The following is a 24,343-nucleotide window of genomic DNA, read 5'->3' on the forward strand; positions in this document are numbered from 1 at the left end:
TTCTCTGAAAGCTTAAAGATTCCAGTGGCTATCTGCCAGTATTCTGCGTTCTTCTTCATCGTGACTGGCCAGTAGCATGGTGATGCCCCGGGCTTTCTCTTCCAGCAGCATGGCGTACAGGATCTTCCGGGTCTCGGTGTCCAGGCCCGTCATGGGTTCATCCAGCAGCAGCAATGGTTGGCGCCGCAGGATGGCACGCAGCAGGGCAACGCGCTGGCGCTGGCCACCGGAAAGCTCGCCAGGCATTCTGGGGCCAAAACCCGCCAATCCGGTGCGTTCCAGTCCGGCTTCAATGGCTTGGCGTTGGCTTTCATCCAACTTGAGGCCGGGGTGAATGCCAAGGCCAATATTGGTAAAGACATCCAGATGTTCGAACAGGTTGTGTTCCTGGAAAACGCTGGTGACCGGGCGTTGCCAGGGCTTTAGCGCATGAATTGGCTTGCCCATCCAGAGAATACGGCCTTCGTCTGGAGGGAGAAAACCTGCAATCAGACTGAGCAGTGTTGATTTGCCGGAACCGCTGGGGCCCTGGATGGCCAGACATTCGCCGGCAGGCACGGCAAAATTAAAGCGCCAGAGATGGCCATCAGGGCCATACTCGAAGGCCAGATCTTTGATCTCAAGCATGTTCAGGTTCCGGCAGTGGTTGGCTTGCAGCGGAAGTTGTTCTGGACTTAATGCCGGGAACACGGGAGAGCGACACAAAAATCAGTACCAGTAGCCCCAACAGCCAGAGTCCGGTACCTGCGGCTTCCGCTAATCGGTAACTACCCAGTTGCTGGTAAAGCAAAACCGGGAGGGTAGGTTTGCCCGGGCTGCCGAACAGGGCGATAACCCCAAAGTCACCCAGAGATAACGCAACACCATACGCCAGGGCTAGAGCAACTGGGCGGCGCAGATGCGGCCAATACAGCCATCGCCATCGATACCAGCCCAGGATGCCCAGTTGGTCTGCCTGTTGGAGTGATCCGGCATCCAGGCTTGCGAGAGGTCCGCGCAGTATCTGTAGTACAAACGGCACGGCCATCAGCCCGTTGATCAGCGCCACCAGGAACCAGCCCTGCATGGTATTTCCCAATTGCGGCCTTAACAGAATAAAAAGCCCGGTTCCCAGTACCAGAGGTGGGACGATCAAGGGGAGATAGCCGGTGACAGCCGGCACTATGGCCAGCCAGCGCCGACGAGCCCGGTTGGCGGCTGCCAGAGTTAGCAATGCAACGAGCACCGAGCCGAGCCCGGCTGGAATCGCAATTAACAGGCTGCGGGCGGTGGCTGGCAAGAGCTGCTGGTAAGAAGAAGGAGCATCCGCCATTGGCCATAACGCCGGCAAACCGCGCAGGATGATGGCCAGCAGTGGCGAGACCAGAAAGGCCGTGAAAATCAGCAACAGCAGACCCGCTGAAAACCCTTGCCAGGGCCGTGCAAACAGGGGGGCCGGGCGTGATAACCGGCGGTTTGGCAGTACAGCGGTGTCCAGACGCTTCCGGAAAACCAGCCACCAGAGGCTGCCGCAAATAGCTAACTGAAGAATGGCAAACAGTGCGGCACGGGCGAAATCGAATTCGAAGCGCAGGGCCTGGTAGATGGCGACTTCCAGGGTGGTTGTTCCTGGCCCTCCGCCCAGCGTCATGATGATGGCAAAACTGGTGAAGCAGAGCGTGAACACCAGTGCCGCCACGCCGGGCAGTACCGGTTTGATGGCGGGCCAGTGCACCGCACGCCATAGCCACCAGCCTCCGAGCCCAAGTTGAGAGGCGGTTCGCATTCGCGGCGCGGGTATGGAATCCAGCGCCTGCAACAGGATTCGGGCCGCCAATGGCGCATTGAAGAACGCGTGGGCGAGCAGAATGCCGCTCAGCCCATAAAGATTCCACCCATTTCCAGGAAGCCAGATATTAAGTAGGCCGGTGAACCAGCCCTGCCGACCAAACACCGCGATGATGCCGGAGACTGCCACGATGGTGGGTAATACCAGACTCAACTCCATCAGCCGGAGAATCAATTTGCGACCGGGAAAGCCTGTGTAGCGGGCGAGGGCAGTCGCCACCGGGAGCGCCAGCGCCAGGCTTAACAGGACAGATAAAAAGGCCTGCCAAAGGGTAAAGCGGACCACATTCTGGAAATAGGAGCTTTCCAGCGTACTCCCCATGTCCAGCTCGCCGGCCTCCTGAAGGATGCTCCCAAGGCCGAGTGCCACCAGCAGCAACAGCCCGGTGCCGAGTAAAAGGCCGGGCCAGAGTTGCCAGCCAGGATGGCTGAAGGGGGCGGCTCTCGCGTGTGTTGGCATCACTTCAGTCGGTCAGTGCATCAAGCCAGTCGTTCACCAACTGTCGGCGAATGGTGGCAACTTTCGCGGGGTCTATATACAGGGCTTCGGATGGTGTAATCAGCTTGTCGAAAACGTCTGGCAATTCATCGCCAAGATCAACCGCCGGATACATCACATTCTTCAGTGGAATATGACGCTGGAAGTCCGCGGTCAGCATGAAGTCCAGAAACTCTCTGGCAAGTGTCTTGTTATCGGAGCTTTCCACCAGGGCGGCGACTTCTACCTGCAGGTAATGCCCTTCATTGAAACGGGCCGCCTGATAACGGTCAGTTTTGTCGATAGCCATGTGATAGGCAGGCGAGGTGCTGTAAGAGAGGATCATGGGCGCTTCGCCATTCATGAATAGCGAGAAATAACCGTCACTCCAGCTCTGAGTGGTGGCGAGAATCTTGTTGCTGAGCTGCTGCCACTTTGCTGGCGCCTCATCACCATAGACGGTATGCATCCAGAGCAACAGGCCGAGCCCCGGTGTGCTGGTGCGCGGATCCTGAATAATGATCTTGAGATCGTCTGGCGCTTTCACCAGTTCCTCGAGGCTTGAGGGCGGTTCTTGCAGCTGCTCGGTATCGTAGACAAAGGCAAAATATCCCCAGTCATAGGGCACGAAAGTGTCGTCGTCCCAGTTAACGGGCAGTGCCAGGCGTTCCAGTGATTGGCCGTGGCGGCCAAGAAGACCGGTTTGACGTGCGGTCTCCATGGTGCCGGTATCCAGCCCCAGAACCACATCTGCCGGGGTGGAGCTTCCTTCCAGCCGGAGCCTTTGCAGAATATCGCCGCCACTGTCCAGCACGGTGTAATTCAGGGAACAGCCGCATTGGGCTTCAAACGCCTCTTTAACAGCGGGCCCCGGGCCCCACTCGGCGGCAAAGGATGGATGGGTATACACATTCAGAACGGCCGGTTCTTCGGCAGCGGCCATCGCAGGCAGCGACACGGCGAGAAGCGCAGGAATCAAGCGTGAAAACATACAGCGGCACCTTGTTCAGTAGCGGGGGTGCCATGCCGCGAACACCACCAAAGGTGGTGACTCAATCCCTACGCCGGTATTAACCGGGTCAGGTTCCGCGGGTATGGTCTCAGCCCTTCCAGGCACCCCGTTGAGTTAGGCCAATGTTACCACGCCCGAGCCACACCCCGGAATTCGTATGTTTGATTACCGCTTGTTTATTTTTTGTACGGCGATGACGGGTGTCTCATTTTTTATTGGTAGAATGGGGCATTTTTTGTTCTACGGATTTAAACAGCTTCGAGTTGAGAGGTAAGCTTGATGCCCAAGCATCACAAACTACGAAAGATTTCCGCCCTGTTTGCGGGCGCGCTTTTTTCCCTTGGGTTATCGGCGGCAGGCCACGCCCAATCCGGTAATGATGATATGTTTGGCCGCCTGGCCTCCGCAGCACCCAAGTTGAGCCCACAGGTTCTCGAAGCCGCATTGAAAGCAACTCGTTGTGCCATCAGCAATGGCACGGCCATGCCAGAGAGGCTGGCGGTGATCGACTTCTCTTTGCCGTCTTCCAAAGAAAGGCTGTGGTTGTTTGATCTCAATGAAGGCGAGTTGATTCTTCGTGATCTGGTGGCCCACGGTAAAAACTCCGGTAATGCCGAGGCAACCGCTTTCTCCAATATCGAGGGCAGTTACCAATCCAGCATCGGCTTGTTCAAAGCTGCTGAATCCTATCGGGGTTCCCACGGCTATTCGTTGCGCCTTGACGGACTGGAGCCGGGCTTCAATGACCTGGCTCGCCAGCGGGCAATTGTCATCCATGGTGCCGACTACGTTCAGGACAGCTGGGTCACAAAATACGGCAGAATCGGCCGCAGTCATGGCTGCCCGGCGGTAGACAACCAGATCATCAAAACCGTGGTGGACGAACTCAAGGGCGGGCAACTGGTATTCAAGTACTATCCCGATCAGGAATGGCTCCAGGCATCCAGTTATCTGAACTGCGATTCCGCCGGGCAGCTGGCGGGTGCACGTAACGTAACAGCGCAGGCCGGGGATCGATCCTGAATCGTTGCTGGCTAAACTTTGTTCAGATTGTCAGTAAAAACAGAAAGTTGAAAAAAAGGTGTTGACGGCGAAGGCGGAATCCGTAGAATACGCAGCCGTTGATGAGGCAATGCTTCCGAAACATTAGAGCGGGAATAGCTCAGTTGGTAGAGCACAACCTTGCCAAGGTTGGGGTCGCGAGTTCGAATCTCGTTTCCCGCTCCAATTTCTCCAAGTCTCTCAATGCCTCCTGAGAGCAAAAGCCAGAATCCAGGCTTCCCCGGCGCGGTGGCAGAGTGGTTATGCAGCGGACTGCAACTCCGTGTACGCCGGTTCGATTCCGACCCGCGCCTCCATTTTTACTCCCTTATATCAAAGTCTTGTGATCTTGGGCAGTAGTCCTCGGCTGATACTGAAGGCTCATGTCTTCGGGCATATTCATGAGGGCTATGGTGAGTACCTGCAGGGCGAAACCCGTCTCATTAATGCCAGTACCTGCAACGAGCGTTGTATGCCTGAGAGTACTCCGGTGGTGTTAGACCTATCCCTTCAAAAGGGCTGACCTCAAGGACGCCAGGCTATGTTTGTTGCTCATTAACTGCGTGAAGCCAGGGGCTTCATAAATGCCTCTGCCGCTTTCGCCGGCATTGGTTTGGCGTAAAGAAAGCCCTGGGCGAAATCGCATCCGAGATCCCGTATCAGCTTTGCCTGTTGCTCGGTCTCTACACCTTCTACAAGAATGCTCAAGCCGAGACTCTGGCCGACCGTAACCATGGCTTTCATGATGGCCATGTCGCTTTCGTTTTCCATGGCATAGTGAAGAAAGCTTCGATCGATCTTGATGCTGCATACCGGGAGCTTCCGAAGATAAACCAGGGAAGAGTATCCGGTGCCGAAGTCGTCAATGGATATATGGAGCCCGGCAGCCTTGAGGCGCTCCAGTTGCCTGGTTTGGTCTTCTTCGCTCCCAAACACCTCGTTTTCCGTGAGTTCTACCCCGAGTTGCTCAGGTTTCAAACCATAGTGTTTGATGGTTTCCAGGATCTGGTCAGCCAGGTGTGGATTGGTCAGTTGGCGACCGGACAGATTGACGTCAATGCGCACGCCCGCGAACTCAGTTCGCTGCCAGGCATTGAGCTGCTTGCATGCGGCATCGATGACCCAGTCACCGATACGGTTTATAAGCCCCGATTTTTCGGCAACAGGGATGAACGTCGCCGGCGAGACAAGGCTTGATGCCTTGTCGAAACACCGCAACAGCGCCTCGCAGGAGGTGGTCCCGCCAGTTCTCAGATCTATCTGTGGCTGGTAGTAAAGTTCCAATCCGCCATTCGTCAGGGCTTGTCGGAGCAGGGCCGTAATCTGTTGGTATTTGACGAGCCGGTCGTTGATATCAGAGGTGTAGAAGCAGACCGTATTCTTTCCGATCTCCTTGGCGCGGTACATGGCCGCGTCTGCGTTGCCCATGAGTTCCGCGGCGGTGCCGCCATTGTGTGGGTACAGGCTGACGCCAAAACTCGCCGATACCTGATAGCAATCACCGTGAAGCTGCACCTTGCTTTCGAGTGCCTTGACCAGCCGTTGAAGTAATTCATGGATGCCCTCTGGGCCATGAAAATCGAACAGCAACAGAACGAATTCGTCGCCTCCGAAACGGCAGAGCAGATCGCTGTGTCGTAATTCCTGCTTTAAGGTGTCAGCAACCGATTTGAGGAGGGTGTCGCCCTGATAGTGGCCGAGCGTATCGTTAATCAGTTTGAAGTTGTCCAGATCCATGAAGATCACCGCAACTTCCCGATTGCAACGATCTGCCTCGGCCAGCCGGCTTTCAAGTTCAGACTCCATCAGGCGTCGGTTGGGTAACCCGGTAAGATCATCAAAGCTGGCGCGGCGAACCAGTTCTGCCTTGGCTTGCGTTTGTTCTTCCAGGCTGATGTCGATACAGAACATTTCGCACTCGCCGGTATCCTGCTTGATCATGACATGACTCGAGTAAACGGGAACCTGGTGGCCATCCTTGTGTTTCAGTGCCAGTTCTTCTGCGGGAATGCTGATGTTGTGATCGAGCCAGTTGGTGTGGGCCTCAATAACGGCTTCGCGCATGGCTTCCGGAATAATCAGGTCCTCCAGCCGTTTTCCCTGAGCCTCATTTCTGGAGTACCCGTATAGTCTTGTGCTGGCTTCATTCCAGTAGATGACCCTCCGATTCCGGTCGTAGCCCTGAACGGCAACCATCGGCAGGCTCTCAATCAACTCATGGAACTTTTGTTCACTTTGCTCCGATTGTGACGATGACGACGATCTGTCCTTCTTCTTATCCATGACGGACGAGACTCCTCCCGGTTGGGTGAGAACGCATCTATGCGCTTTCCAGTCGTTCACAACAAGAATAGGAAGCCATTCCTCCGTTTGCGAGCCTGATGGGATATTCCTTGTTAGAATACGCCGGCATTTCCAACGTTTGGACGCTCAGTGAACACCACTCCCTTTGAATCCCTCGCCTGTCCGCTCGACGGCAATCCGCTGCAGCGGGAAGACAAAGTCTGGCGCTGTCCACAGGGCCATAGCTTCGATATTGCCCGCCAGGGCTACGTAAATTTGCTGCCAGTTCAGAAAAAGCGCTCGAAAGAACCCGGTGACAGCAAAGCCATGGTGGCCGCGCGCCAGCGCTTTCTGGAGGTGGGATACTATCGCCCGATTGCGGATGCCGTGTCGGCGGCAATCCTGAACGACGCTGCCACGGGCAGCGAACTCAGTTGCCTGGATGCCGGCTGTGGTGAGGGCTATTATTTGCGTCAGCTAGCGTCCCCGGAGGGTGAAACCTCACTATCGTTGCTCGGATTGGACATTTCCAAGTGGGCGGTGCTGGCGGCTGCGCGCAGGGAAAAGCGCGCATGTTGGGTGGTTGGCAGCAATGCCAATCTGCCGGTGTTACCAGCTTCAGTCGACCGTGTGCTTTGCCTCTTCGGGTTTCCGGTGTATCCGGAGTTTGCGCGGGTTTTAAGGCCAGGCGGGCGACTGGTACAGGTAGACGCCGGCCAGGATCATCTGAGGGAATTGCGGGAGATTGTTTACCCGGAAGTTCGCGCAGACTCCCGTAAAGTGGCTCCGGTACCGGAGGGATTTCGGCGAATCGGCACCCAGGACATACGCTTTACAGTGCACCTTGACGGCGCCGAGCCCATTGCCGATTTATTGGCAATGACCCCACACCTCTACCGGGCAAGCGTGGAGGGCAGGGCCCGGGCTGCGGGGCTGAAAACGTTATCGGTAACCGTGGATGTCTGCCTGCAAACGTTTGAGCGTTACAATCCGGCCGGCTGATCAGCGCTCTCCATTCCCCAGCGGGTGCCTCTCGCCTTGAGCCGGTAAAACTCCTCGATGATGCCGGCCATGGCCTCAGGGCAGTACTCCCGAAGGCCGCCCAGTACCAGCCGCTTGGCAACCTCGCCAACGGTTTTGCCGGAAGACTGCAGGTTGTATTCAAGCGTTACGTTGCCGCGTTTACCCGCAACTTCCAGGTCCGCGTTGTTCAGTTCGAGGTCTGGGTGAGGATTCTCCAGCTGTGTGAGAGCCAGGCTCATGCTCTCATACATCACCATTGGCCGGTCGGGATTGAACATCACCCCGTGTGATTCCATCAAGGGCTTGAGCGTGTGCGGAAAGTTTTTCCCGGACGCCGCAACATAGCACCGACTGAACTCTTCAATCACTTTTTCATCCCGGGTTACCGCGCCTTTACGGGTAACTTCCAGGTAGACCTTACCGGCTTCGTCGACAACGTTGATGGCTTCGCCATTGTCGCTTTCGCGGAACTCAAGCGGAACCTCGGCACCAAGCAGGTTACGGAACTTGAAGGTCATATTTTCTGAGAGCCCGAAACGGGACACCACAATGGTGAACAGCAGGTCGCCGGGCACGCAAAAACGACGGGCGTCCGGATCGTGGATCGGATTGAAGTCCCCGGCGATCTCTTTGGCAAAGTAGCTGGCCTGGGGTGCGGAAATCACAATACGTCCGTCCTGGACGGAATAGAACTGTTCAGAAAACATGGTGGGCCTTTTCTGGTTTGCTGAGCCTCGAGGGCCTGGGGAGTGAATTCACCCGAGCGGGCATTATAGGCCTTAGCGTGGCTCAAGGTGAGCCCGACCATGGTACTAATAAGGATGAATACGGACTAACACGGAAATTCAGGCAACAAAAAAGGCAGCCGAAGCTGCCTTTTTGATCGTACTGGGCTGTTATTTACAGACCAACTACGTTTTCCGCCTGAGGACCTTTCTGGCCCTGAGTCACGGTGAATTCAACCTGCTGGCCTTCTGCCAGAGTCTTGAAGCCGCCGCCCTGAATGGCGCTGTAGTGAACGAAAACGTCCGGGCCGCCTTCACGAGTGATAAAGCCGAAGCCTTTGGATTCGTTGAAGAACTTAACAGTACCGGTAACAGTAGACATATTTTACTATCCTGAATTCAATCATTTAATGTGCTGCCTGGTCTCGTTGTGAGGGCAGGTCAGCGGTGTGAGGAAACATAAAAACTGGCGTGATCAAAAACAGGACGAACACTACTTATAACAACAGGGATGCGTCTTATTGATGAATGCTTTGCTAAATCTTTCCAACGACGGCCACTGTACTCCTGTCTCGATGGTTTGCATAGCTATTTTTTCTAGGCAGATACCCTGATCACCGGAAACCACTCAAACCAACTCGCTCGAATCCTGCAGTTTGCGCGTTAACCGGGACATCAGCTCCCCACCGTGACGCCAGAAGTGCCAGTAAAGAGGAACTTCCAGGCCGCTGCCCGGGGAGATACTAACCAGTCGATTTGCCTCGATATGCTCCCGGGCCTGAATTTCTGGAATCATTCCATAACCCATGCCGGTCAGCGCAAGCTTTACGAAGCCCTCGGATGAAGGGCACAGGTGGTGCGGAAATTTGCCCTGATAGCCCACCTGGGCCAGGAACCGATGCTGGAGTTGATCGTTGGGCCCAAACACAATGGCGGGCGCGGATTGCAGGCTCGCGTTGTTCAGCCCGTCCGGAAAAAAGCGGCGGCTATAGTCCGGTGTGGCCAATGGCTGATACGTCATCACTCCCAGCGGTATGCACCGGGCGCCGGCAACCGGCTGAGGGCTGCTGCAAAGGCAGGCGGCTACATCGCCCTCGCGCATGCGCCGCAATCCGACGTCCTGGTCTTCTACCACCATGTCCAGAAGTATTCCCTCTTCGGTACAGAAGTCGCCGACGGCAGAGGCCCACCAGGTTGCGAGGCTGTCCGCATTGAGCGCGACGCGGAATCGAGTGGCTGGTTCGGCCAGGGAGGGAATGGAACTGGTCAGGTCGCGTTCCAGCAGGCGCACCTGATGAACATGATTGAGTAATCTCTGGCCTGCGGGCGTTGCTCTTGGGTTTTGGCTTCGCACCAGCACAGGCTGGCCAAGCCTGACTTCAAGTGTACGAATTCGCTGAGAAATGGCGGACTGGCTGATGCCCAGCATGTCGCCGGCTTTGTCAAAACCGCCGGCGTCGACCACGGCCGCAAGGGCTTCCAGCAATTTGTAGTCAAGCATAAGAAAAACTTATCAGGTATTAACAGGATGAATTTCAAGTATAGCGGTAACGGGGTAGGCTTTCGCCATTAATCATAAGGAGTGCCGTGGTGTTTGAGAGTTATCTGACAGGCCTGGTTGTGTGTGGCGGCATCATCGTGGCTATTGGTGCCCAGAATGCCTACGTTCTCAGTCAGGCCATTCGTCGCGAACACCATTGGTGGTCGGCCGGTTTGTGTATGACCTCGGATATCCTGCTGTTCACTCTGGGCATGTTTGGTGTGAGTGCGGCACTGATGGCCATGCCCGAGGCGCTGGACGTGCTCAGATGGCTGGGCGTTGGGTTCCTCGGTTTGCTGGCAGGACAGGCGTTCTATCGGGTTCTGAAGGGGAGGGCGTCACTGGCGGCAGGGGAAGCTCGGCGCAGCACCGTCAAAGGCGTGATCCTGACAACCTTGGCGGTCACCTTGCTGAACCCCCAGGTTTACCTGGATACGTTACTGTTAATTCCAGCAGTGGGGGCCCAGCAATCGGATCCGGCCACGTTTGTGGCGGGTGCCAGTAGCGCGTCGGTGCTTTGGTTCGGCGCGCTGGCCTGGGCCGGTTCCCGGCTGGCGCCCTGGTTGGCCAGGCCTGCGGCGTGGCGTGTGATTGACGGTGTTATCGGCCTGATGATGGCTGCGATTGCTATCCAGCTCGCTTCAGGAGGGCTGTAACCCTATAGCCTCTTTGCGCCTGACATCGTTCGTGTAAAGGTTTCGCAAAACCCTGATCCCCGGCTTCTTTTTCCCGTATCAGTTCTCTATGGTTCGGTCTGATTTGAACTCTTGGAGATATCTGAATGGCCTCTGCTACCCGTGCCGGGCATCGCTGGCTGAAGTGGGTTGGATTTCTGTGTGTGCTGTGCGCGATAGCCTTCGCTGTCGTTTGGTACGCCCGCAATGCTAACGGCAATGAACCGGCTTTGAATACCGTGGCGGTGAGCCGAGGCGACATCCAGAACCTGGTTTCGGCCACCGGCGTGCTTGAGCCGAGTGATTATGTGGATGTGGGTGCACAGGTTTCCGGCCAGCTGGAGCTGATTCACGTACGAGTGGGCCAACCCGTTAGCACCGGCGATCTGCTGGCGGAAATCGACCCTACCGTGTATGTGGCGAAAGTGGATGCCACCCGCGCCCAGTTGAAGAACCAGCAGGCCCAGCTAGCCGATCGCAAGGCCCAGCTGCGGCTCGCCGAGATCCAGTTCCAGCGCCAGCAGAACCTGTGGCGTGAAGATGCGACCACACGGGAATCCCTGCAGACTGCCGAAGCATCTTTAGCGTCCGCCCGGGCGCAGTTGGCCATGCTTGAGGCACAGATAGAACAGACCTCCTCCACCCTGAGGGCTGAAGAAGCCAATCTGGGTTATGCCCGCATCTATGCGCCGATGGATGGCACTGTGGTATCCATCGAAGCCCGCCAGGGGCAAACCCTGAACGCGAGCCAGACCGCGCCGTTGCTTATGCGCATTGCCAATCTGAGCACCATGCGGGTGCGGGCCCAGGTGTCTGAGGCCGACGTCGGCAAGCTGCAACCGGGCATGCGGGTGTACTTCACCACACTTGGCGATTCGGAGCATAAGCTCTACGGCGAGTTGCAGTACATTGAGCCAACCCCCGAAGTAACCAACAACGTGGTGCTCTACAACGCGCTGTTTACGGTGGATAACCAGGAGGGGCGGCTGTTGCCCCAGATGACCGCCCAGGTGTTCTTTATTCAGGATGAGGCGCTGAATGTATTGCGGGTGCCAGTCAGTGCGGTGGTGAGAAACCAGGTCAAGGTCCTGGATGCGAAGGGGCAGCCACAGATTCGGGCCATCGAAACCGGCATCAGCAACCGCGTATACGTGGAGGTTCGGTCCGGATTGAATGAGGGTGATCAGGTGGTTCTTGCAAACCGGGATCCGCGGGCCGGGCAGGGTGAGAGCCGGGCTGCCTTTCGGGGTATGCTGAGATGAGCCCGCGACCGTTGATTGAGCTTCAAGACATTACCCGATCCTTTGGCGAGGGCGAACTGGCGGTTCCTGTGCTCAAGGGCATTGATCTGAAAATCTGGCCCGGTGAGTTTGTGGCCATCATGGGGCCATCGGGCTCCGGCAAATCTACCCTGATGAACATCCTCGGCTGTCTGGATCAGCCCAGCGCTGGCCAGTACCGATTCAATGGCAGGGACGTATCCGCCCTGGACCGGGACGAACTGGCACGGCTTCGGCGTGACGCCTTTGGTTTTGTATTCCAGAGTTACAACCTGCTGCCCGGGATGACTGCCCGTGAGAATGTGGAGATCCCCGCCATTTACGCCGGAATGGCGCCGGCCGAGCGGCACGCAAGGGCAGAACGGTTACTCACCGGGCTTGGGCTGGGCGAGCGGCTGTCGCACAGGCCGGCACAGTTATCGGGTGGTCAGCAACAGCGAGTGTCTATTGCTCGGGCCCTGATGAATGGCGGCCAGTTGATCTTCGCAGACGAACCGACCGGTGCTCTGGACAGCAAAAGCAGCCAGGAAGTGATCCGGCTGTTAACCGATCTTTCTGAGCAGGGCCACACCATTATCCTGATCACCCACGACCCCGATGTGGCAACGGTGGCTCGACGGCAAATTCGCATTGCCGATGGTGAGATTGTTGAGGACACCGGCGCAGAAGTGCCCTCGGTCCCGATGCCAGCAACCGACCAGAATGGCCGTCGCCGTTCCCGCCTTGGCGACTGGCAGGAAGCCCTGAAAAGCGCGGTGCGTTCCCTGCACAGTAACCTGTTTCGGACGGCGTTGACCCTGCTTGGCATCGTAATCGGGGTTGCCTCAGTGATCACCATGCTGGCGATCGGAGAGGGGGCCCGAAAGGATGTAGTCGACAGAATCAGCACCATGGGCAGTGATCTGCTGCTGGTGCGCCCCGGTGGGCCCGATCAGCGGGGTGGGCGCTGGAGCGTGACCACGCTGGTACCATCTGACTTCAAAGCAATCAATGAGATAGAGGGTGTTCTTGCAGCAATACCTGAACTGACTGGCGGCCAGACGCTGCGCTATTCCAACCGGGATCACTCGGCCGAGATCAATGCCACCTCCTTCCGCTTCCCGGTTGCCCGCCAGTGGCCTGTCGTTGAAGGCACCTTCTTCAGCGCCGAGGATGAAGCCAGCTATGCAGCTGTGGCGGTACTCGGCAAAACCACCGCCAACGCCCTGTTTCCCGACGAAAGCCCTCTCGGCAAACACTTGATGGTTAACAACGTGCTGTTTCAGGTGATTGGTGTGATGGATGAAAAAGGCGCCTCTCCCATGGGGCAGGACCAGGACGATGTGGTGTTTGTTCCCTATACCACGGGCAGCCTGCGCATCTTCGGGCAAACACACCTGCGCAACATCACCGTGGCTGTGGCCGATATCGATCGTATGGATGAGATCGAAGCCCTCATCCACGACACTCTGATGGCCCGCCATGGCATTGAGGACTTTACTATCCGCAACATGGCTTCATTGATTGAAACCATTTCGGAAACCCAGAATACGCTCACCTGGCTGCTGGGCTCTATTGCAGCAATTTCCCTGCTTGTGGGTGGTATCGGGGTTATGAATATCATGCTGGTGAGCGTCACCGAACGTACCCGCGAGATCGGTATTCGCATGGCCACCGGTGCCCGGGCATGGAATATCCTGCAGCAGTTTCTGACCGAGGCCTGGCTGGTATCGGCCATTGGCGGGTTGATTGGTGTTGTCATCGGCATTGCGGCAACCCGGATTATTGGCTCACTGGGAACACCTATTCACATGACGCTGCTACCCATGGCTCTGGCCTTTGGTTGCGCTTTTGCCACGGGCCTGCTGTTCGGATTTCTGCCCGCCCGTAAGGCCGCCCATCTGGACCCTGTTCATGCCCTGGCCTCGGAGTAATGTTATGAGCGTTCGCCATATTGCACTGGTGTCGGTGTTGTTGACCGGGTGTGCCGGCTTTCAGCCACAACCCATCGAGCGGCCGGTGAATCCGCCGGCCCAGTGGCACATCGGGGCTGGCGCCGGCGAAGCGGCTGGTGCTCGCTGGTGGTATGCCTTCGGTGACGAAGAGCTCAACCGTTTAATAGACCGGGCACTTTCGAATAATCCGGATCTGGCTGCCACCGCTCAGGCAGTGATTCAGGCAGACTTGCAGTTGCGCAACGCCGGAGCTGCCTTGCTGCCGACCCTTGGTGCGTCGGGAAGCACGGGTAAACAGGCAAGCGAGGCCTCCGGCCAGGATCGTGTCACGAGTGGTTCGAGTAGCCTCGGGCTGTCGGTTGACTACGAGCTGGATCTCTGGGGTCGCCTGTCCGCCGTGGAAGCCGGGGCTCTCGCGGGTTTCCAGGCCTCGGAGTATGACTATGACGCCGCCCGAATGATGCTGGTGGCCTCGGTAGCCAGTACCTGGTTCGAATGGCAGGAGTTGCAGCAGCGTTTGGATATTGCGCGTCGGAATCTGGAACTGGGTGAAAAAACACTGGCCCTCGTCGATGCCCGGTATCGTAACGGTGTGGCCGATCGCTCGGAATTGTCCCGCCAGCAAACCTCCGTACTGAACCTGAAGAATGCGGTGCCGCCACTGGAGTATCAGGCCCGGCAACGGTTAGCGGCCTTGCGGCTACTGACCGGGGATTATCCGTTTACGGAAGAGATTCCGGAGGCTGGGCTACTTGCGGTTCAAGTGCCGGAGATCAACCCGGAAACGCCGGCCAGCCTGGTTACCCGAAGACCGGACCTGGCGGCTGAGGAGGCTCGGCTGATGGCCGCCAGTGCGGACGTCGAGCAGGCCAGGGCGGCCTTGATGCCATCGGTGTCGCTCAGCGGCGCGGTTCGCTTCTCCACCAATAGTTTTGTAAGCCTGGCGGACCCACTGCAAACCGCCAATGGCCTGCTTGCCCTCAGCCAGACTCTGTTTGATGGAGGCCAGCGTCGCAACAATGTGGCCATTTCGGAATCCCGGCGGGTGGCTTTGTTGGAGAATTACCGTGCCAGCCTGCTCTCGGCATTCCAGGAAGTCGGGGATGCACTCGACAGAGAAGCGCTGTACCTGGGCCAGGAGCAGCGGTTACAGAGTATTTTGACTCAGGCGGAAGAGACCTTACGGTTGACCGAAGTGCGTTACCGGGAAGGGGCAGATGACCTGCTCACCTTGCTGGAAAGCCAGCGAACCGTATTTGATGCCCGGCAGCAACTCAGTCAGGTGCGGTTGAATCGGCTGATTGCAGCGGTGGATCTGTACAAGGCGCTGGGAGGCGGCTGGCAGGCCGATCTTCAGGAGAGAGAAACGGCAGAAGCTACGGCGCCGGCTGAGGCAGTTCGCCCTCTATCAGAAACTGGTCCAGGCTGAATTCGTAAACCTGCTTGCTGCCATCCGGCTCCGACAGGCTCATGGACACCTGGTTGGTCGAGGTCACGGCAATCAGTTTTTGATAACTTCTGGGGGCGGCGTCCCGGAACACACTGGCATTGAACAAAGCTACATTGACGCCTTCGACGCCGTTGTCCGGATGGACGGGGAGCTCATAGAGGCCTGCCTGCAGAGCGCGGGCTGAGAGAAACTGGAAGGCGCCCACTTGCAGGCTGCGCATGTCGGTACCCAAGGCCTGGCTTTCCCGGTAGCTGACTGGATCTGCCAGCGTATGATGCAGATCCTGCCAGTGTTCAGACTGCAGCCGAACACCTCGTTCCGTGCGGAATCGGGCGCTGAACACCGTATGCAAGGTGGTTAACGGGCGCTTGAACGGGACTTTCAGATGGCTCATGAATACAAACCGATAAAACGCGGTTTCCGCCAGAGCCGTGGGAATGCTCATGGCTCCGTAAAACAGACTGGGTTCGAAACTGCGGCCAAAACGTGAGCCGTATTTCAGGGGCGGGTAGCGGAACGGGGTGGTCAGCAGGTAATGGCGTTTTCGGGCCGTGCCGGGCACCGGTGGTTTGTTGCTTTCCAGCAGTTCCTCCAGTCGATTCTGTTCCTGCATACTGTCTACGATGCGTGCCGTCGCGATGTCTTCCTGACTTTCCACCACTCGGAACAGGCTGCCTTGCAGCGGTGTGATGGACTGGGCAATCCGTTCCCGATAATTCAAATCCGCCCCCGCATGGCATCCAGGTAGTGAACCGCCCGAACCAGGCCTTCCGTGCTCTGGATCATCTCTCTGGGTGTATCATCAAAATAGTGATTGGGCGTGTTCAGCCAATGGGTCATGGCCTCCCGTTCACCGCCGGTCAGTGCATAGACGCTACGGTATAGCCGGATAAACAACAGTGCCAGTTCACCGGACTTACTGGCCGGGTCAATGCCGTCACGGGTCAAACCTGTGCGGTTGCGGCCAACCACGGCCGCGATTTCCGCTTGTGGCAAACCAAAGGCTTTGGCTGCGTTCAGCAGGGCTTTGGACAGCAGAGCTTTATCGCTGGTTTCCGGTGCTGCACTAACCGCTTCTGGCATGCCCTGGCCTCCGTTGATGAATTTTCATCATTATAGGCTTCTCTGAATAAAAAGTCACCAAAAGGGCTAGCGCGGATAGCCGGTAATTTCCCGGATCTTTTTGTACAGCGGTTGCAGGCGGGGGTACATATCCTGATAAACCTCCCGGTAGAGACGTTGATAAAGCGCGGACGCTTCCGGGTTGGGCTCGAATACCCGGCCGGTTCTGGTCATAGCCGTGACCGCCGTGTCGAAATCCGGGTGTAATCCCAGCCCCACGGCGGCATCAATGGCTGCTCCCAGCCCGGAGGTTTCATAGGTATGCGGGCGTTCCGCCGGCAGGCCAAATATATCCGCCGTCAACTGCATGGCAGCATCACTCTGGGAGCCGCCGCCTGCTACTCGCAGCCGCTTGATAGCCTGGCCGCTGCGTTTCTCGATGCGTTCCTTGCCTTCCTTCAAGGCGTAGGCCAGCCCCTCAAGTATGGCCCGATAGACGTGAGCTCGTGTGTGCACGTCGCCAAAGCCGATAATGGAACCCTTGGCCTCCGGGCCTGGCTGTCGCACGCCGGGGCTCCAGTAGGGCTGCAGCATCAAACCCATGGAACCTGGCGGTACGGCGTTCACCAGTTCGTCAAACAGGGCTTCGGGTTCAATACCTTTCTGTTCTGCCAGCTTCTGCTCCCGCAGCCCGAATTCCCGTTTGAACCAGCTCACCATCCAGAAACCCCTATATATCATGACTTCGGTGGAATAGTGGCCGGGCAGGGCAGACGGATACGGCGGCATGAACCGGGTGGGTTCCACATAGCGGGCATTGGTGGTGTTGATGGTGGCCGTGGTGCCATAGCTCATGCAGCCGGTCTCCGGAGACAGACCGCCGGAGCCGAGAATTTCGCAGGCTTTGTCCGATGCCGCGGCGATGACGGGCAGTCCACCCGGCAGGCCAAGGTGCGCCGCCGCCTCAGGCAGCAGGGTTCCGATCTGTTCACCAGGTGGTATCAGTTCAGGCAGCATTCCCGGGGTCACCGGCATCACTTGCCATTTGAAATCCCGGTGGCCGGCCCAGCACTGACGTTTATAGTCAAAGGGCAGGTAGCCCACCTGACTGCCAGTGGAATCCCGGTATTCACCGGTCAGTCGGTAATTCAGGTAGCCTGATAGCAGCAGGTACTTGTGGGTTTTCGCCCAGATATCCGGCTGATTCTGCGCAATCCAGTTCGCCTGGGTTTTTTCCCGGAATCGGCTGATGGTGTCTTCCAGGCGGGCAAGCTTGAACAGCCAGCCCCAGGGGCCTTTCACTGGCCCATCCACCTGCGCATGGCGCTGATCCAGCCAAATGATGGCGGGCCGCAGGGGCTTGCCCTCACGATCGAGGTTGACCACCGTGCCGCGTTGCGTGGTAACGGTCACGCCCACCACCTGCTGCGGGCGGGCGCTGGTGGTTTGCCAGAGTTGCTGGCAAGCAATGCCAAGGTTGTCCCAGAAGTACTCCGGGTGCTGTTCTGCCCAGCCGGGTTGCTCGGAAAAGTAAGGCTCGATTTCCTGCTTGCCCTTGCCCAACAAGTTACCCCGGGTGTCAAACAGCAGGGCGCGGATGCTCTGGGTGCCGTTGTCGATCGCCAGTATCAGTGGGGTCTCACGCATCCAGGGCATCCTCGCCCATCGGCAATTGATAGGCCTTACGGTAGGTTGCCAGATATCGCTCTTGCTCCTGATGCCAGCGGGCATCATCCCAGCCTAGCAGGCTCTGGCATCGGTTACGGATTTCAGGAAGCAAACTGGCCGCCCCGTCAGGCAGGACCAGCCCCAGGCGGGTACGTCGCAGCATCAGATCATCCAGATGCTGAACCTGTTCATGGCGACAGGCCCATTCCAGTTCGGCCCAGAGCACACCGGTGTCCGGGATTTCGGTGGCGTCACCGTTGGTCACGATTGACCGGCGGTGCGGGCCGTAATAGCCGCCCAGTCGATGCCAGGTCAGCGCCGGAATATCATCGGGTTTACGGTCTTTTGGCGTGGCTGTGAATACCCGTTGCTCGTCGCTACGAAGCCGATCTTCATGCTGATCACCCAGGGCCATGGCCAACGCCTGTCGCGCCATCTGGCGGAAGGTGGTGAGCTTCCCGCCGGCGATGCTGATCAGGCCATTGTCGTGCCGGATGGCGTGTTCCCGATTCTCCCGGGACGGAGCTTTACCTCCGCCGTCGGTAACCACAGGTCGAACGCCCGCCCAGGTGGACAGCACGTCGGCCCGTTCAATGGTCGCACCGGGGAATAAACGGGTGGCAATTTGCAGCAGATAATTTACTTCCCCACCGGTGATGGCCGGCTCCTCGTTCAGATCTTTGACGTGTTCGAGATCGGTTGTTCCCAGAACCGTGGCACCTGCCCAGGGGAAGGCAAATACTGGCCTTCGGTCATCCGGGTGCATCAGAGAAACCGCGCAGGTCACCGGCAGCTTGTGCCACGGAATGACCAGGTGACTGCCTCTCAGCGGTCGGATGGTGAGCGGGTGATCCGTCGCTGATTGTTTCTGCAACCGATCGGCCCAGGCGCCGGTAGCGTTAATAACGCATCGGGTATTGACCGTGATGGCGCTCTGCTTTGCATTTTCTTCGGCAGTCAGTCTTAATCCGCAGACAGTTCCGTTATCATCCCGGTCGACGGCGGTCGCGGCGACGTAGTTCAGGCACATGGCGCCGTCGTGGGAGGCTTCGGCAATCAGCCTTTGGACCAGGCGGGCATCGTCTGTCACCGCATCGGTAAAACGACTAGTGGCGCGCAGGTTGGCAGTATCGAGCCCCGGGGCCCAGTTCAGGGTTTCCGCTGGCGTATATTTCTGATGGCTGCGGGTGCCGGCCAGGCGGTCGTACATGGCCAGCAGCATCTGTAACAGCCCGGGGCCCGGGAAACTGCCTTTGTAGTGGGGCATCAGGAAAGGCAGTGGATCGACCAGTCCGGGCGCTTCCTGCAACATGCGTTCTCGTTCCCGGACGGCATCGCGGGTTAACCCGATGTGTCCGCTGGCCAGATAGCGAAGTCCGCCATGGACCATCTTGGAAGAGCGGCTGGAGGTACCCCAGGCGAAATCTTTCTGCTCCACCAGCAAGGTCTTCAAGCCGCTGCCCGCGGCTTCCCGGGCAACGCCGGCGCCGGTAATGCCGCCGCCCACCACTACCACATCGAAGGTCTGCGTTTCGCCCTTCAGGTTTTCCAGTATCTGTTGTCGATCCATGATCACTTCAATCCAGCAGAGTTTTGGGGTTCAGGCGCTGGTCCGGATCAAAGCTCTGGGTCAGCGAACGAATGGCACGCATACCCAGCTCTCCCTTTTCGACAGGGAGGAAGGGGGCGTGGTCCTTGCCTACGCCATGCTGATGGCTGATGGTGCCCCGGTTCCGCACGATCAGGTCTGAGGTGGTGTTCTTCAGATGTTGCCAGCGGCTCAGGGTCTCGTCATAGCTATCCGCAACCCGGAAAACATAGGTTGTGTAGATGGAACAACCCTGGCCGTAAAAGTGGGACAGGTGGGTAAATACGTGGGTTCGCTCGTTCCTGTCTGCCAGACCTTCCCTGAGATTGGTTTCAATCCGGTTCATCAGGGTATCAACGTTGTCCCAGTCGGTGGCGGTTTCCAGGGTGTCCACGGCGTAGCCCATTTGCCACAGGGCTTCGCGCAGGTAGGGCATGGTGAAGCGTTTCTCCGCCCACTTGGCGCCAAGTTTTGTGCCGGTATAGACCCCTTTGTAGTCACTGCAGAGTTTGCGGGCCTCCGCAAGTGCTCCCCGGCACTGGGCTTTGCTGCCGGTTACGCCAAAGGTCATCATGCATTTGCCGTCTTCCGCACCGCGGAAAGCCAGAAAACGTTCCAGTAGCCCGATCAGTTTCGGATGCCCGGCCAGTGCCAGCTGGGTTTCGGTTTCAATGGCGTTGCTCAGTCGTAGCATGGAAAGCTGAACCCGGTTCTGAACCAGCTTGCGAGCGGCGGTTCGGGCCTTGTCCCAGTCCGGGAAGAACACCACATGAAAGCTTTCCTGTTCAGGCAGACGGCTGATCCGGGCTTTGACCTCGGTAATCAGGCCCAGCCGGCCCTCGGAACCGAGGATCATTTCCCTGACATCCGGGCCGGCGCTGGAGGCCGGAATGGTGGGGATTGTCAGGGTGCCTTGCAGGGTTTCAATCCGGCCGCCGGCAAACAGCTGTTCTATGCGGCCGTACCGCAGTGACTGCTGGCCACTGGAGCGGGATGCCACCCAGCCGCCAATCGTGGAGAGCTCGAACGACTGAGGGAAGTGTCCCAGGGTATAGCCATGGGCTCTTAACTGGGATTCCACCAGCGGGCCGGGGGTGCCTGCTCCGAAGGTGGCGATCTGGCTCTCCCGATCCAGATCCATCAGGCGGTTAAGGTTCGCAAGGCTGACGGTCAGAACCGGTTTGCCCTGGTCTACCGGGTTGATGTGCCCAGCTACGCTGGTGCCACCCCCGTAGGGGATCAGTTGGATATCCTTGTCGTTGGCGTAATGGAGCAGGGCGCGTACATCGGTACTGGTGTTCGGGAAGGCCACGCCGTCCGGGAACTCGCCAATATCACCGCTGCGCATGGCCAGCCAGTCTGGCAGGCTTTGGCCCCGGGCGTGTCGGACCCGGGTTTCCGGGCTTCGGTCGATCAGGTCATCAACCTGTGGGTCTGAGGGCAACCGGGATTCCGGAACCTGCTCACAGGCTGCATGCAGGGTGATATCCGCCAGCGGGGAGCCGCCTCCCACACGATCTGTGAGAAAGGCCTGACCTTGCTCCGGTAATTCCAGTGAGAACTGTTCGTCACCCCATCCATTCCAGCGTCGCATTCTGTGCTGCTCCATCGTTTATCGAATTGCGGGCATTCTAACGGCTGGCCGGCCGTTACCAGTGTCAGAGAGCGACAAGCTCGCTGTCATTTACCGACAATCGGTATTCACAGCGCGCTTTTTTTAAGGGCGGAGGGCTTCGGTCAGCCTGTCGTTAAGATCCCGCCAATGCTCCAGCTTCCGGGCATCGCCAATTCTGGCATTGTCGCCGGATGTGCGGTTCAGCCACAGGCCTTCACCGTTGAAGCTGTAAACCGGTTCCAGATCGTTTCTCTGGGACGCCGGTTTGATGTCATTGATCAGGTTGTCGAGAATCAACGGGTCGGAGCCCGGCGTTTTATACCAGGCCAGGACCATATGGGCCTGGTTCAACTCCAGTGCCTTGACGTAGATAATCCGGAGTTGGTCATCCGGGACGCCCAAGGCCCTCAAGGTGAGGTACTTGGCGATGGAGAAGTCTTCACAGTCACCGCCGTTGGTGGTGAGCAACTCCACCGGCGTGGCCCAGTAGTCTTCCTGGCCCCAGTGGCGGATGTCGCTGACAAACGTCACCCGGTTGAAGAAGGAATTAACCAGCCGAAGCTGGCGATCTGTCGGAGCGTTGGCAGCCAGCGCGTGCAGGCGTTGCCAGTTCTCAAGCCGCTGGTGCGCGGCCTCGCCGAACTCCTCCAGCACATAGGTCATCAGGCGGCTGCTTAATTCAAGTGCGCTGACAACAGACACGGTAAGGATGAGGGGAAGCAACAGGGACTGGCGACGTGTGAGTCTGCTTGCCGCTTCCATGGCGGACCTCAGTTGTTGTTCTGAAGCCGCTGGCGTAACTGTTCCAGCCGTTGACGGATTTCCTCTCGCCGCTGTTGCTGGTCGGCCGACGAGGCGCTGGTTTGGGGGCGTGCTCTTTGCACCTGAACCTCTTGCTGTGGGGGAGCTTCGTAGGCAGGCTCGTCATTGCTTGCGAAATCGACCCCGGAGCGATCTTCGGTCTCCGGGAAGTAGAGGTTTTCCAGTTTGCCGGATCTTTCAATGATGACCCGATTGGCAAACACAGTACGAAGCCTGGCATTTCCGGGCAGTTCATCACCCACCAGAAAGGCCTCGGTTTTGCCTTTGTCGTCTTCGATCAGGGCGCTGCCGGGGAAGTCACCGTCTGCTGCCAGCACACCGCGCAAGGACAGGCGAAGGTTGGTTTCCGGCAGGTTCTCTGTGTTGGTGTCTTCATTTTGCGGGGTGGCAGTCGCCGAGCCGAACACTTCCAGATCCGACAACTGAACATCAGGCACGGTTCTGGCCTGATCTGCACCTGTTGAAGCTTCCCGGGTCAGTTGCGGCAGGGTACGTTGGGTTTCATTCTGCCAGAACTGATAGCCTTGCCAGCCGGTCAGCGCCAGCATGGCCGTTGCTGCTGCTATGGCCAGAAGCAGCGGAGTCCTTCGATCAATTGCAAGCATTGTCGTTCCTGAATGCATTGGGAAATCGTAAAAAGCTCACAGGTTATCAGACTGCAATGAATTAGTGGCAGTATAGTGTATAGAGTTGTTCAGTGGTTCCCATTCCTGTGGTAGCCTTTTTGCTTACGCTGACAACATGGAGGGCCGTCGCAACGGGTGGCCCCATAAGAACAATCAGTGACCAGACGGATTTAACGAGGACGAGCTTGACCACCCAAACCGACATTCAGCCGCAGGATGCGCCGCTGGGCAGACTTCCCTTTACCTTCGCCAAGCGTAATGGAGTCATCCTTACCCGCAACGAAGAGGGCGAGCCGGTCATTCTCGTGCGCCCGGGGGCTTCCCACACCGCACTGGCCGAGGCAAACCGCGTGAGCGGTGGCCGGGCGAAGTTCTCTACCGTCGAGCCGGACCGCTTCGACCAGGCCCTGAATGCCGCCTATCAGAACGATTCGGCGGAAGCCATGCAAATGGTGGAGGGGATCGGTGACGACATGGATCTGGCCTCTCTGGCCGATTCGGTTCCGGAAACGGAGGATCTGCTGGAGCAGGAGGACGACGCTCCCATTATCCGCCTCATTAACGCCATTCTTACCGAGGCGGTCAAAACCAACGCCTCGGACGTTCACATCGAAACCTATGAGAAACAGCTGATTGTCCGGTTCCGGATTGACGGCGTGTTGCGGGAAGTGGTCCAGCCCAAACGGGCGCTGGCACCATTATTGGTCTCGCGGATCAAGGTTATGGCAAAACTCGATATTGCAGAAAAACGGGTACCCCAGGACGGCCGCATTTCTTTGAGGGTGGCCGGCCGGGAAGTCGATATCCGGGTGTCGACCATGCCCTCGTCCAGTGGTGAACGGGTGGTGTTGCGCCTGCTCGACAAACAGGCGGGCACCATTCGGCTGGAATCCCTTGGCATGGCCGGGCAGGATCTGAAAACCCTGCGCAAGCTGATCTATCGTCCGTACGGTATTCTGCTGGTGACAGGCCCCACAGGTTCCGGTAAATCCACCACGCTTTACGCCTCGCTGCAGGAAATCAATGATCGCAGCCGCAATATACTGACGGTCGAGGATCCGATCGAGTACAACCTGCCGGGCATTGGTCAGACCCAGGTGAACCCGAAAGTGGATATGACCTTTGCTCGGGGCCTGCGAGCCATTCTGCGCCAGGATCCGGATGTGGTGATGATCGGGGAAATCCGGGATCTGGAAACCGCGGAGATTGCCGTTCAGGCGAGTCTGACCGGGCACCTGGTGTTGTCTACCCTGCACACAAATACCGCCGTGGGTGCCATTACCCGTTTGATGGACATGGGTATCGAGCCTTTCCTGATCTCCTCCAGTCTTGTCGGTATCGTTGCGCAACGGCTGGTGCGGGTGCTCTGTACCCACTGCCGCGAGCCCTATATGCCTACCGAAGAGCATTGTGAGTTCCTCCAGCAGGACCCGGCCAACCCGCCCACCATCTTCCGCGCCAAAGGCTGTGAGCATTGTAACCAGTTGGGCTATCGAGGCCGGATTGGTATCTACGAGGTGGTCGAGATCACGGAAGAAATCAGCACCCTTATTCATAAACGCGCAGGGGAGCTGGATCTGGAACGGGAGGCCCGCCTGCACAGCCCGAGTATTCATGCCGATGGCGTTCAGAAGATTCTGGATGGCGTAACCACGGTGGAAGAAGTACTGCGTGTGACCCACCGGAGCCAGTAAT

Annotated in this window: 21 protein-coding genes, 2 tRNA genes and 1 riboswitch; of the genes, 9 read left to right on the top strand and 14 right to left on the bottom strand. The window is 57.9% G+C overall.

Annotation, left to right across the window (positions count from 1 at the left end; genetic code table 11):
- Positions 1-12 precede the first annotated feature (12 nt).
- From ACSSVV_RS05670 to thiB, 3 genes are read right to left on the bottom strand one after another with little or no spacing between them, the layout of a single operon-like run.
- The gene (locus ACSSVV_RS05670; protein ID WP_023008259.1) at positions 13-627 is read right to left on the bottom strand and encodes a thiamine ABC transporter ATP-binding protein; all 615 of its coding nucleotides are present in this window, start codon (positions 625-627) and stop codon (positions 13-15) included.
- Positions 620-2,287, bottom strand: coding sequence for a thiamine/thiamine pyrophosphate ABC transporter permease (gene thiP / locus ACSSVV_RS05675; protein ID WP_023008260.1), 1,668 nt, complete (start codon positions 2,285-2,287; stop codon positions 620-622). Before thiP ends, ACSSVV_RS05670 begins: the two co-directional genes overlap by 8 nt.
- Positions 2,288-2,291: 4 nt before the next feature.
- Positions 2,292-3,296, bottom strand: coding sequence for a thiamine ABC transporter substrate binding subunit (gene thiB / locus ACSSVV_RS05680; RefSeq protein WP_023008261.1), 1,005 nt, complete (start codon positions 3,294-3,296; stop codon positions 2,292-2,294).
- 48 nt (positions 3,297-3,344) lie between these two features.
- Positions 3,345-3,436, bottom strand: a riboswitch (TPP riboswitch).
- Positions 3,437-3,596: 160 nt separating this feature from the next.
- Between thiB and ACSSVV_RS05685 the strand changes: the two genes are divergently transcribed.
- The 3 genes from ACSSVV_RS05685 to ACSSVV_RS05695 all read left to right on the top strand — a co-directional run bounded on the left by ACSSVV_RS05685 (position 3,597) and on the right by ACSSVV_RS05695 (position 4,675).
- Positions 3,597-4,340 carry a murein L,D-transpeptidase catalytic domain family protein gene (locus ACSSVV_RS05685; protein WP_023008263.1) on the top strand — a complete coding sequence of 248 codons (744 nt, stop codon included), beginning with the start codon at positions 3,597-3,599 and terminating at the stop codon, positions 4,338-4,340.
- A gap of 128 nt (positions 4,341-4,468) precedes the next feature.
- Positions 4,469-4,544: transfer RNA gene (locus ACSSVV_RS05690), tRNA-Gly, on the top strand.
- A 57-nt stretch (positions 4,545-4,601) separates the two neighbouring features.
- Positions 4,602-4,675: transfer RNA gene (locus ACSSVV_RS05695), tRNA-Cys, on the top strand.
- 238 nt (positions 4,676-4,913) lie between these two features.
- Here the strand turns inward: ACSSVV_RS05695 and ACSSVV_RS05700 are convergent.
- The gene (locus tag ACSSVV_RS05700) at positions 4,914-6,641 is read right to left on the bottom strand and encodes a putative bifunctional diguanylate cyclase/phosphodiesterase (protein ID WP_023008264.1); all 1,728 of its coding nucleotides are present in this window, start codon (positions 6,639-6,641) and stop codon (positions 4,914-4,916) included.
- A gap of 150 nt (positions 6,642-6,791) precedes the next feature.
- On the opposite strand from ACSSVV_RS05700, the gene ACSSVV_RS05705 reads away from it, so the two are divergent.
- Positions 6,792-7,643, top strand: a complete 852-nt coding sequence (locus ACSSVV_RS05705; RefSeq protein ID WP_454105717.1) for a putative RNA methyltransferase — start codon at positions 6,792-6,794, stop codon at positions 7,641-7,643.
- Here ACSSVV_RS05705 and ACSSVV_RS05710 read toward each other — a convergent pair.
- The 3 genes from ACSSVV_RS05710 to ACSSVV_RS05720 all read right to left on the bottom strand — a co-directional run bounded on the left by ACSSVV_RS05710 (position 7,625) and on the right by ACSSVV_RS05720 (position 9,890).
- Positions 7,625-8,371 (bottom strand): DUF3581 family protein, encoded by a 747-nt coding sequence (locus tag ACSSVV_RS05710; protein WP_011784827.1) that lies wholly within the window; start codon positions 8,369-8,371, stop codon positions 7,625-7,627. The genes ACSSVV_RS05705 and ACSSVV_RS05710 overlap by 19 nt on opposite strands.
- A gap of 193 nt (positions 8,372-8,564) precedes the next feature.
- Complete coding sequence (locus ACSSVV_RS05715; RefSeq protein WP_011784828.1) at positions 8,565-8,771, bottom strand: cold-shock protein; 207 nt, start codon at positions 8,769-8,771, stop codon at positions 8,565-8,567.
- Between the two features lie 246 nt (positions 8,772-9,017).
- Positions 9,018-9,890: a LysR family transcriptional regulator ArgP gene (locus ACSSVV_RS05720; RefSeq protein ID WP_023008267.1), complete on the bottom strand. Its 873-nt coding sequence runs from the start codon at positions 9,888-9,890 to the stop codon at positions 9,018-9,020.
- 89 nt (positions 9,891-9,979) lie between these two features.
- Between ACSSVV_RS05720 and ACSSVV_RS05725 the strand changes: the two genes are divergently transcribed.
- The 4 genes from ACSSVV_RS05725 to ACSSVV_RS05740 all read left to right on the top strand — a co-directional run bounded on the left by ACSSVV_RS05725 (position 9,980) and on the right by ACSSVV_RS05740 (position 15,246).
- A complete protein-coding gene (locus ACSSVV_RS05725; RefSeq protein WP_014421660.1) occupies positions 9,980-10,585 on the top strand; it encodes a LysE/ArgO family amino acid transporter in 606 nt (201 codons plus the stop codon).
- Between the two features lie 125 nt (positions 10,586-10,710).
- Positions 10,711-11,865 (top strand): efflux RND transporter periplasmic adaptor subunit, encoded by a 1,155-nt coding sequence (locus ACSSVV_RS05730; protein ID WP_014421659.1) that lies wholly within the window; start codon positions 10,711-10,713, stop codon positions 11,863-11,865.
- Positions 11,862-13,796: a MacB family efflux pump subunit gene (locus ACSSVV_RS05735; RefSeq protein WP_454105718.1), complete on the top strand. Its 1,935-nt coding sequence runs from the start codon at positions 11,862-11,864 to the stop codon at positions 13,794-13,796. The genes ACSSVV_RS05730 and ACSSVV_RS05735 overlap by 4 nt, the downstream gene beginning before the upstream one ends.
- A 4-nt stretch (positions 13,797-13,800) precedes the next feature.
- On the top strand, positions 13,801-15,246 hold the full coding sequence (locus tag ACSSVV_RS05740) for an efflux transporter outer membrane subunit (RefSeq protein WP_454105719.1): 1,446 nt from the start codon (positions 13,801-13,803) through the stop codon (positions 15,244-15,246).
- Here ACSSVV_RS05740 and ACSSVV_RS05745 read toward each other — a convergent pair.
- The 7 genes from ACSSVV_RS05745 to ACSSVV_RS05775 form a co-directional block, all read right to left on the bottom strand.
- Positions 15,194-15,988, bottom strand: coding sequence for an RES family NAD+ phosphorylase (locus ACSSVV_RS05745; RefSeq protein WP_454105720.1), 795 nt, complete (start codon positions 15,986-15,988; stop codon positions 15,194-15,196). The genes ACSSVV_RS05740 and ACSSVV_RS05745 overlap by 53 nt on opposite strands.
- Positions 15,985-16,350, bottom strand: a complete 366-nt coding sequence (locus ACSSVV_RS05750; protein ID WP_454105721.1) for an MbcA/ParS/Xre antitoxin family protein — start codon at positions 16,348-16,350, stop codon at positions 15,985-15,987. The genes ACSSVV_RS05745 and ACSSVV_RS05750 overlap by 4 nt, the downstream gene beginning before the upstream one ends.
- 66 nt (positions 16,351-16,416) lie before the next feature.
- Positions 16,417-17,976, bottom strand: a complete 1,560-nt coding sequence (locus tag ACSSVV_RS05755) for an FGGY-family carbohydrate kinase (protein WP_370257062.1) — start codon at positions 17,974-17,976, stop codon at positions 16,417-16,419.
- Positions 17,969-19,567, bottom strand: a complete 1,599-nt coding sequence (locus tag ACSSVV_RS05760) for a glycerol-3-phosphate dehydrogenase/oxidase (RefSeq protein ID WP_454105722.1) — start codon at positions 19,565-19,567, stop codon at positions 17,969-17,971. The genes ACSSVV_RS05755 and ACSSVV_RS05760 overlap by 8 nt, the downstream gene beginning before the upstream one ends.
- A gap of 7 nt (positions 19,568-19,574) precedes the next feature.
- Positions 19,575-21,179, bottom strand: coding sequence for an FAD-binding oxidoreductase (locus ACSSVV_RS05765; RefSeq protein ID WP_022992400.1), 1,605 nt, complete (start codon positions 21,177-21,179; stop codon positions 19,575-19,577).
- Positions 21,180-21,302: 123 nt separating this feature from the next.
- A complete protein-coding gene (locus ACSSVV_RS05770) occupies positions 21,303-21,962 on the bottom strand; it encodes a transglutaminase-like cysteine peptidase (protein WP_454105723.1) in 660 nt (219 codons plus the stop codon).
- An 8-nt stretch (positions 21,963-21,970) separates the two neighbouring features.
- Positions 21,971-22,627, bottom strand: coding sequence for a type II secretion system protein N (locus tag ACSSVV_RS05775; protein WP_023010222.1), 657 nt, complete (start codon positions 22,625-22,627; stop codon positions 21,971-21,973).
- A 206-nt stretch (positions 22,628-22,833) separates the two neighbouring features.
- Here ACSSVV_RS05775 and gspE point away from each other — a divergent pair, with 206 nt between their 5' ends.
- Entirely contained in the window at positions 22,834-24,342 is a 1,509-nt protein-coding gene (gene gspE / locus ACSSVV_RS05780) for a type II secretion system ATPase GspE (protein WP_023010223.1), read from the top strand.
- Position 24,343: the final 1 nt, after the last annotated feature.

This window comes from Marinobacter sp. MBR-105, from assembly GCF_053628895.1.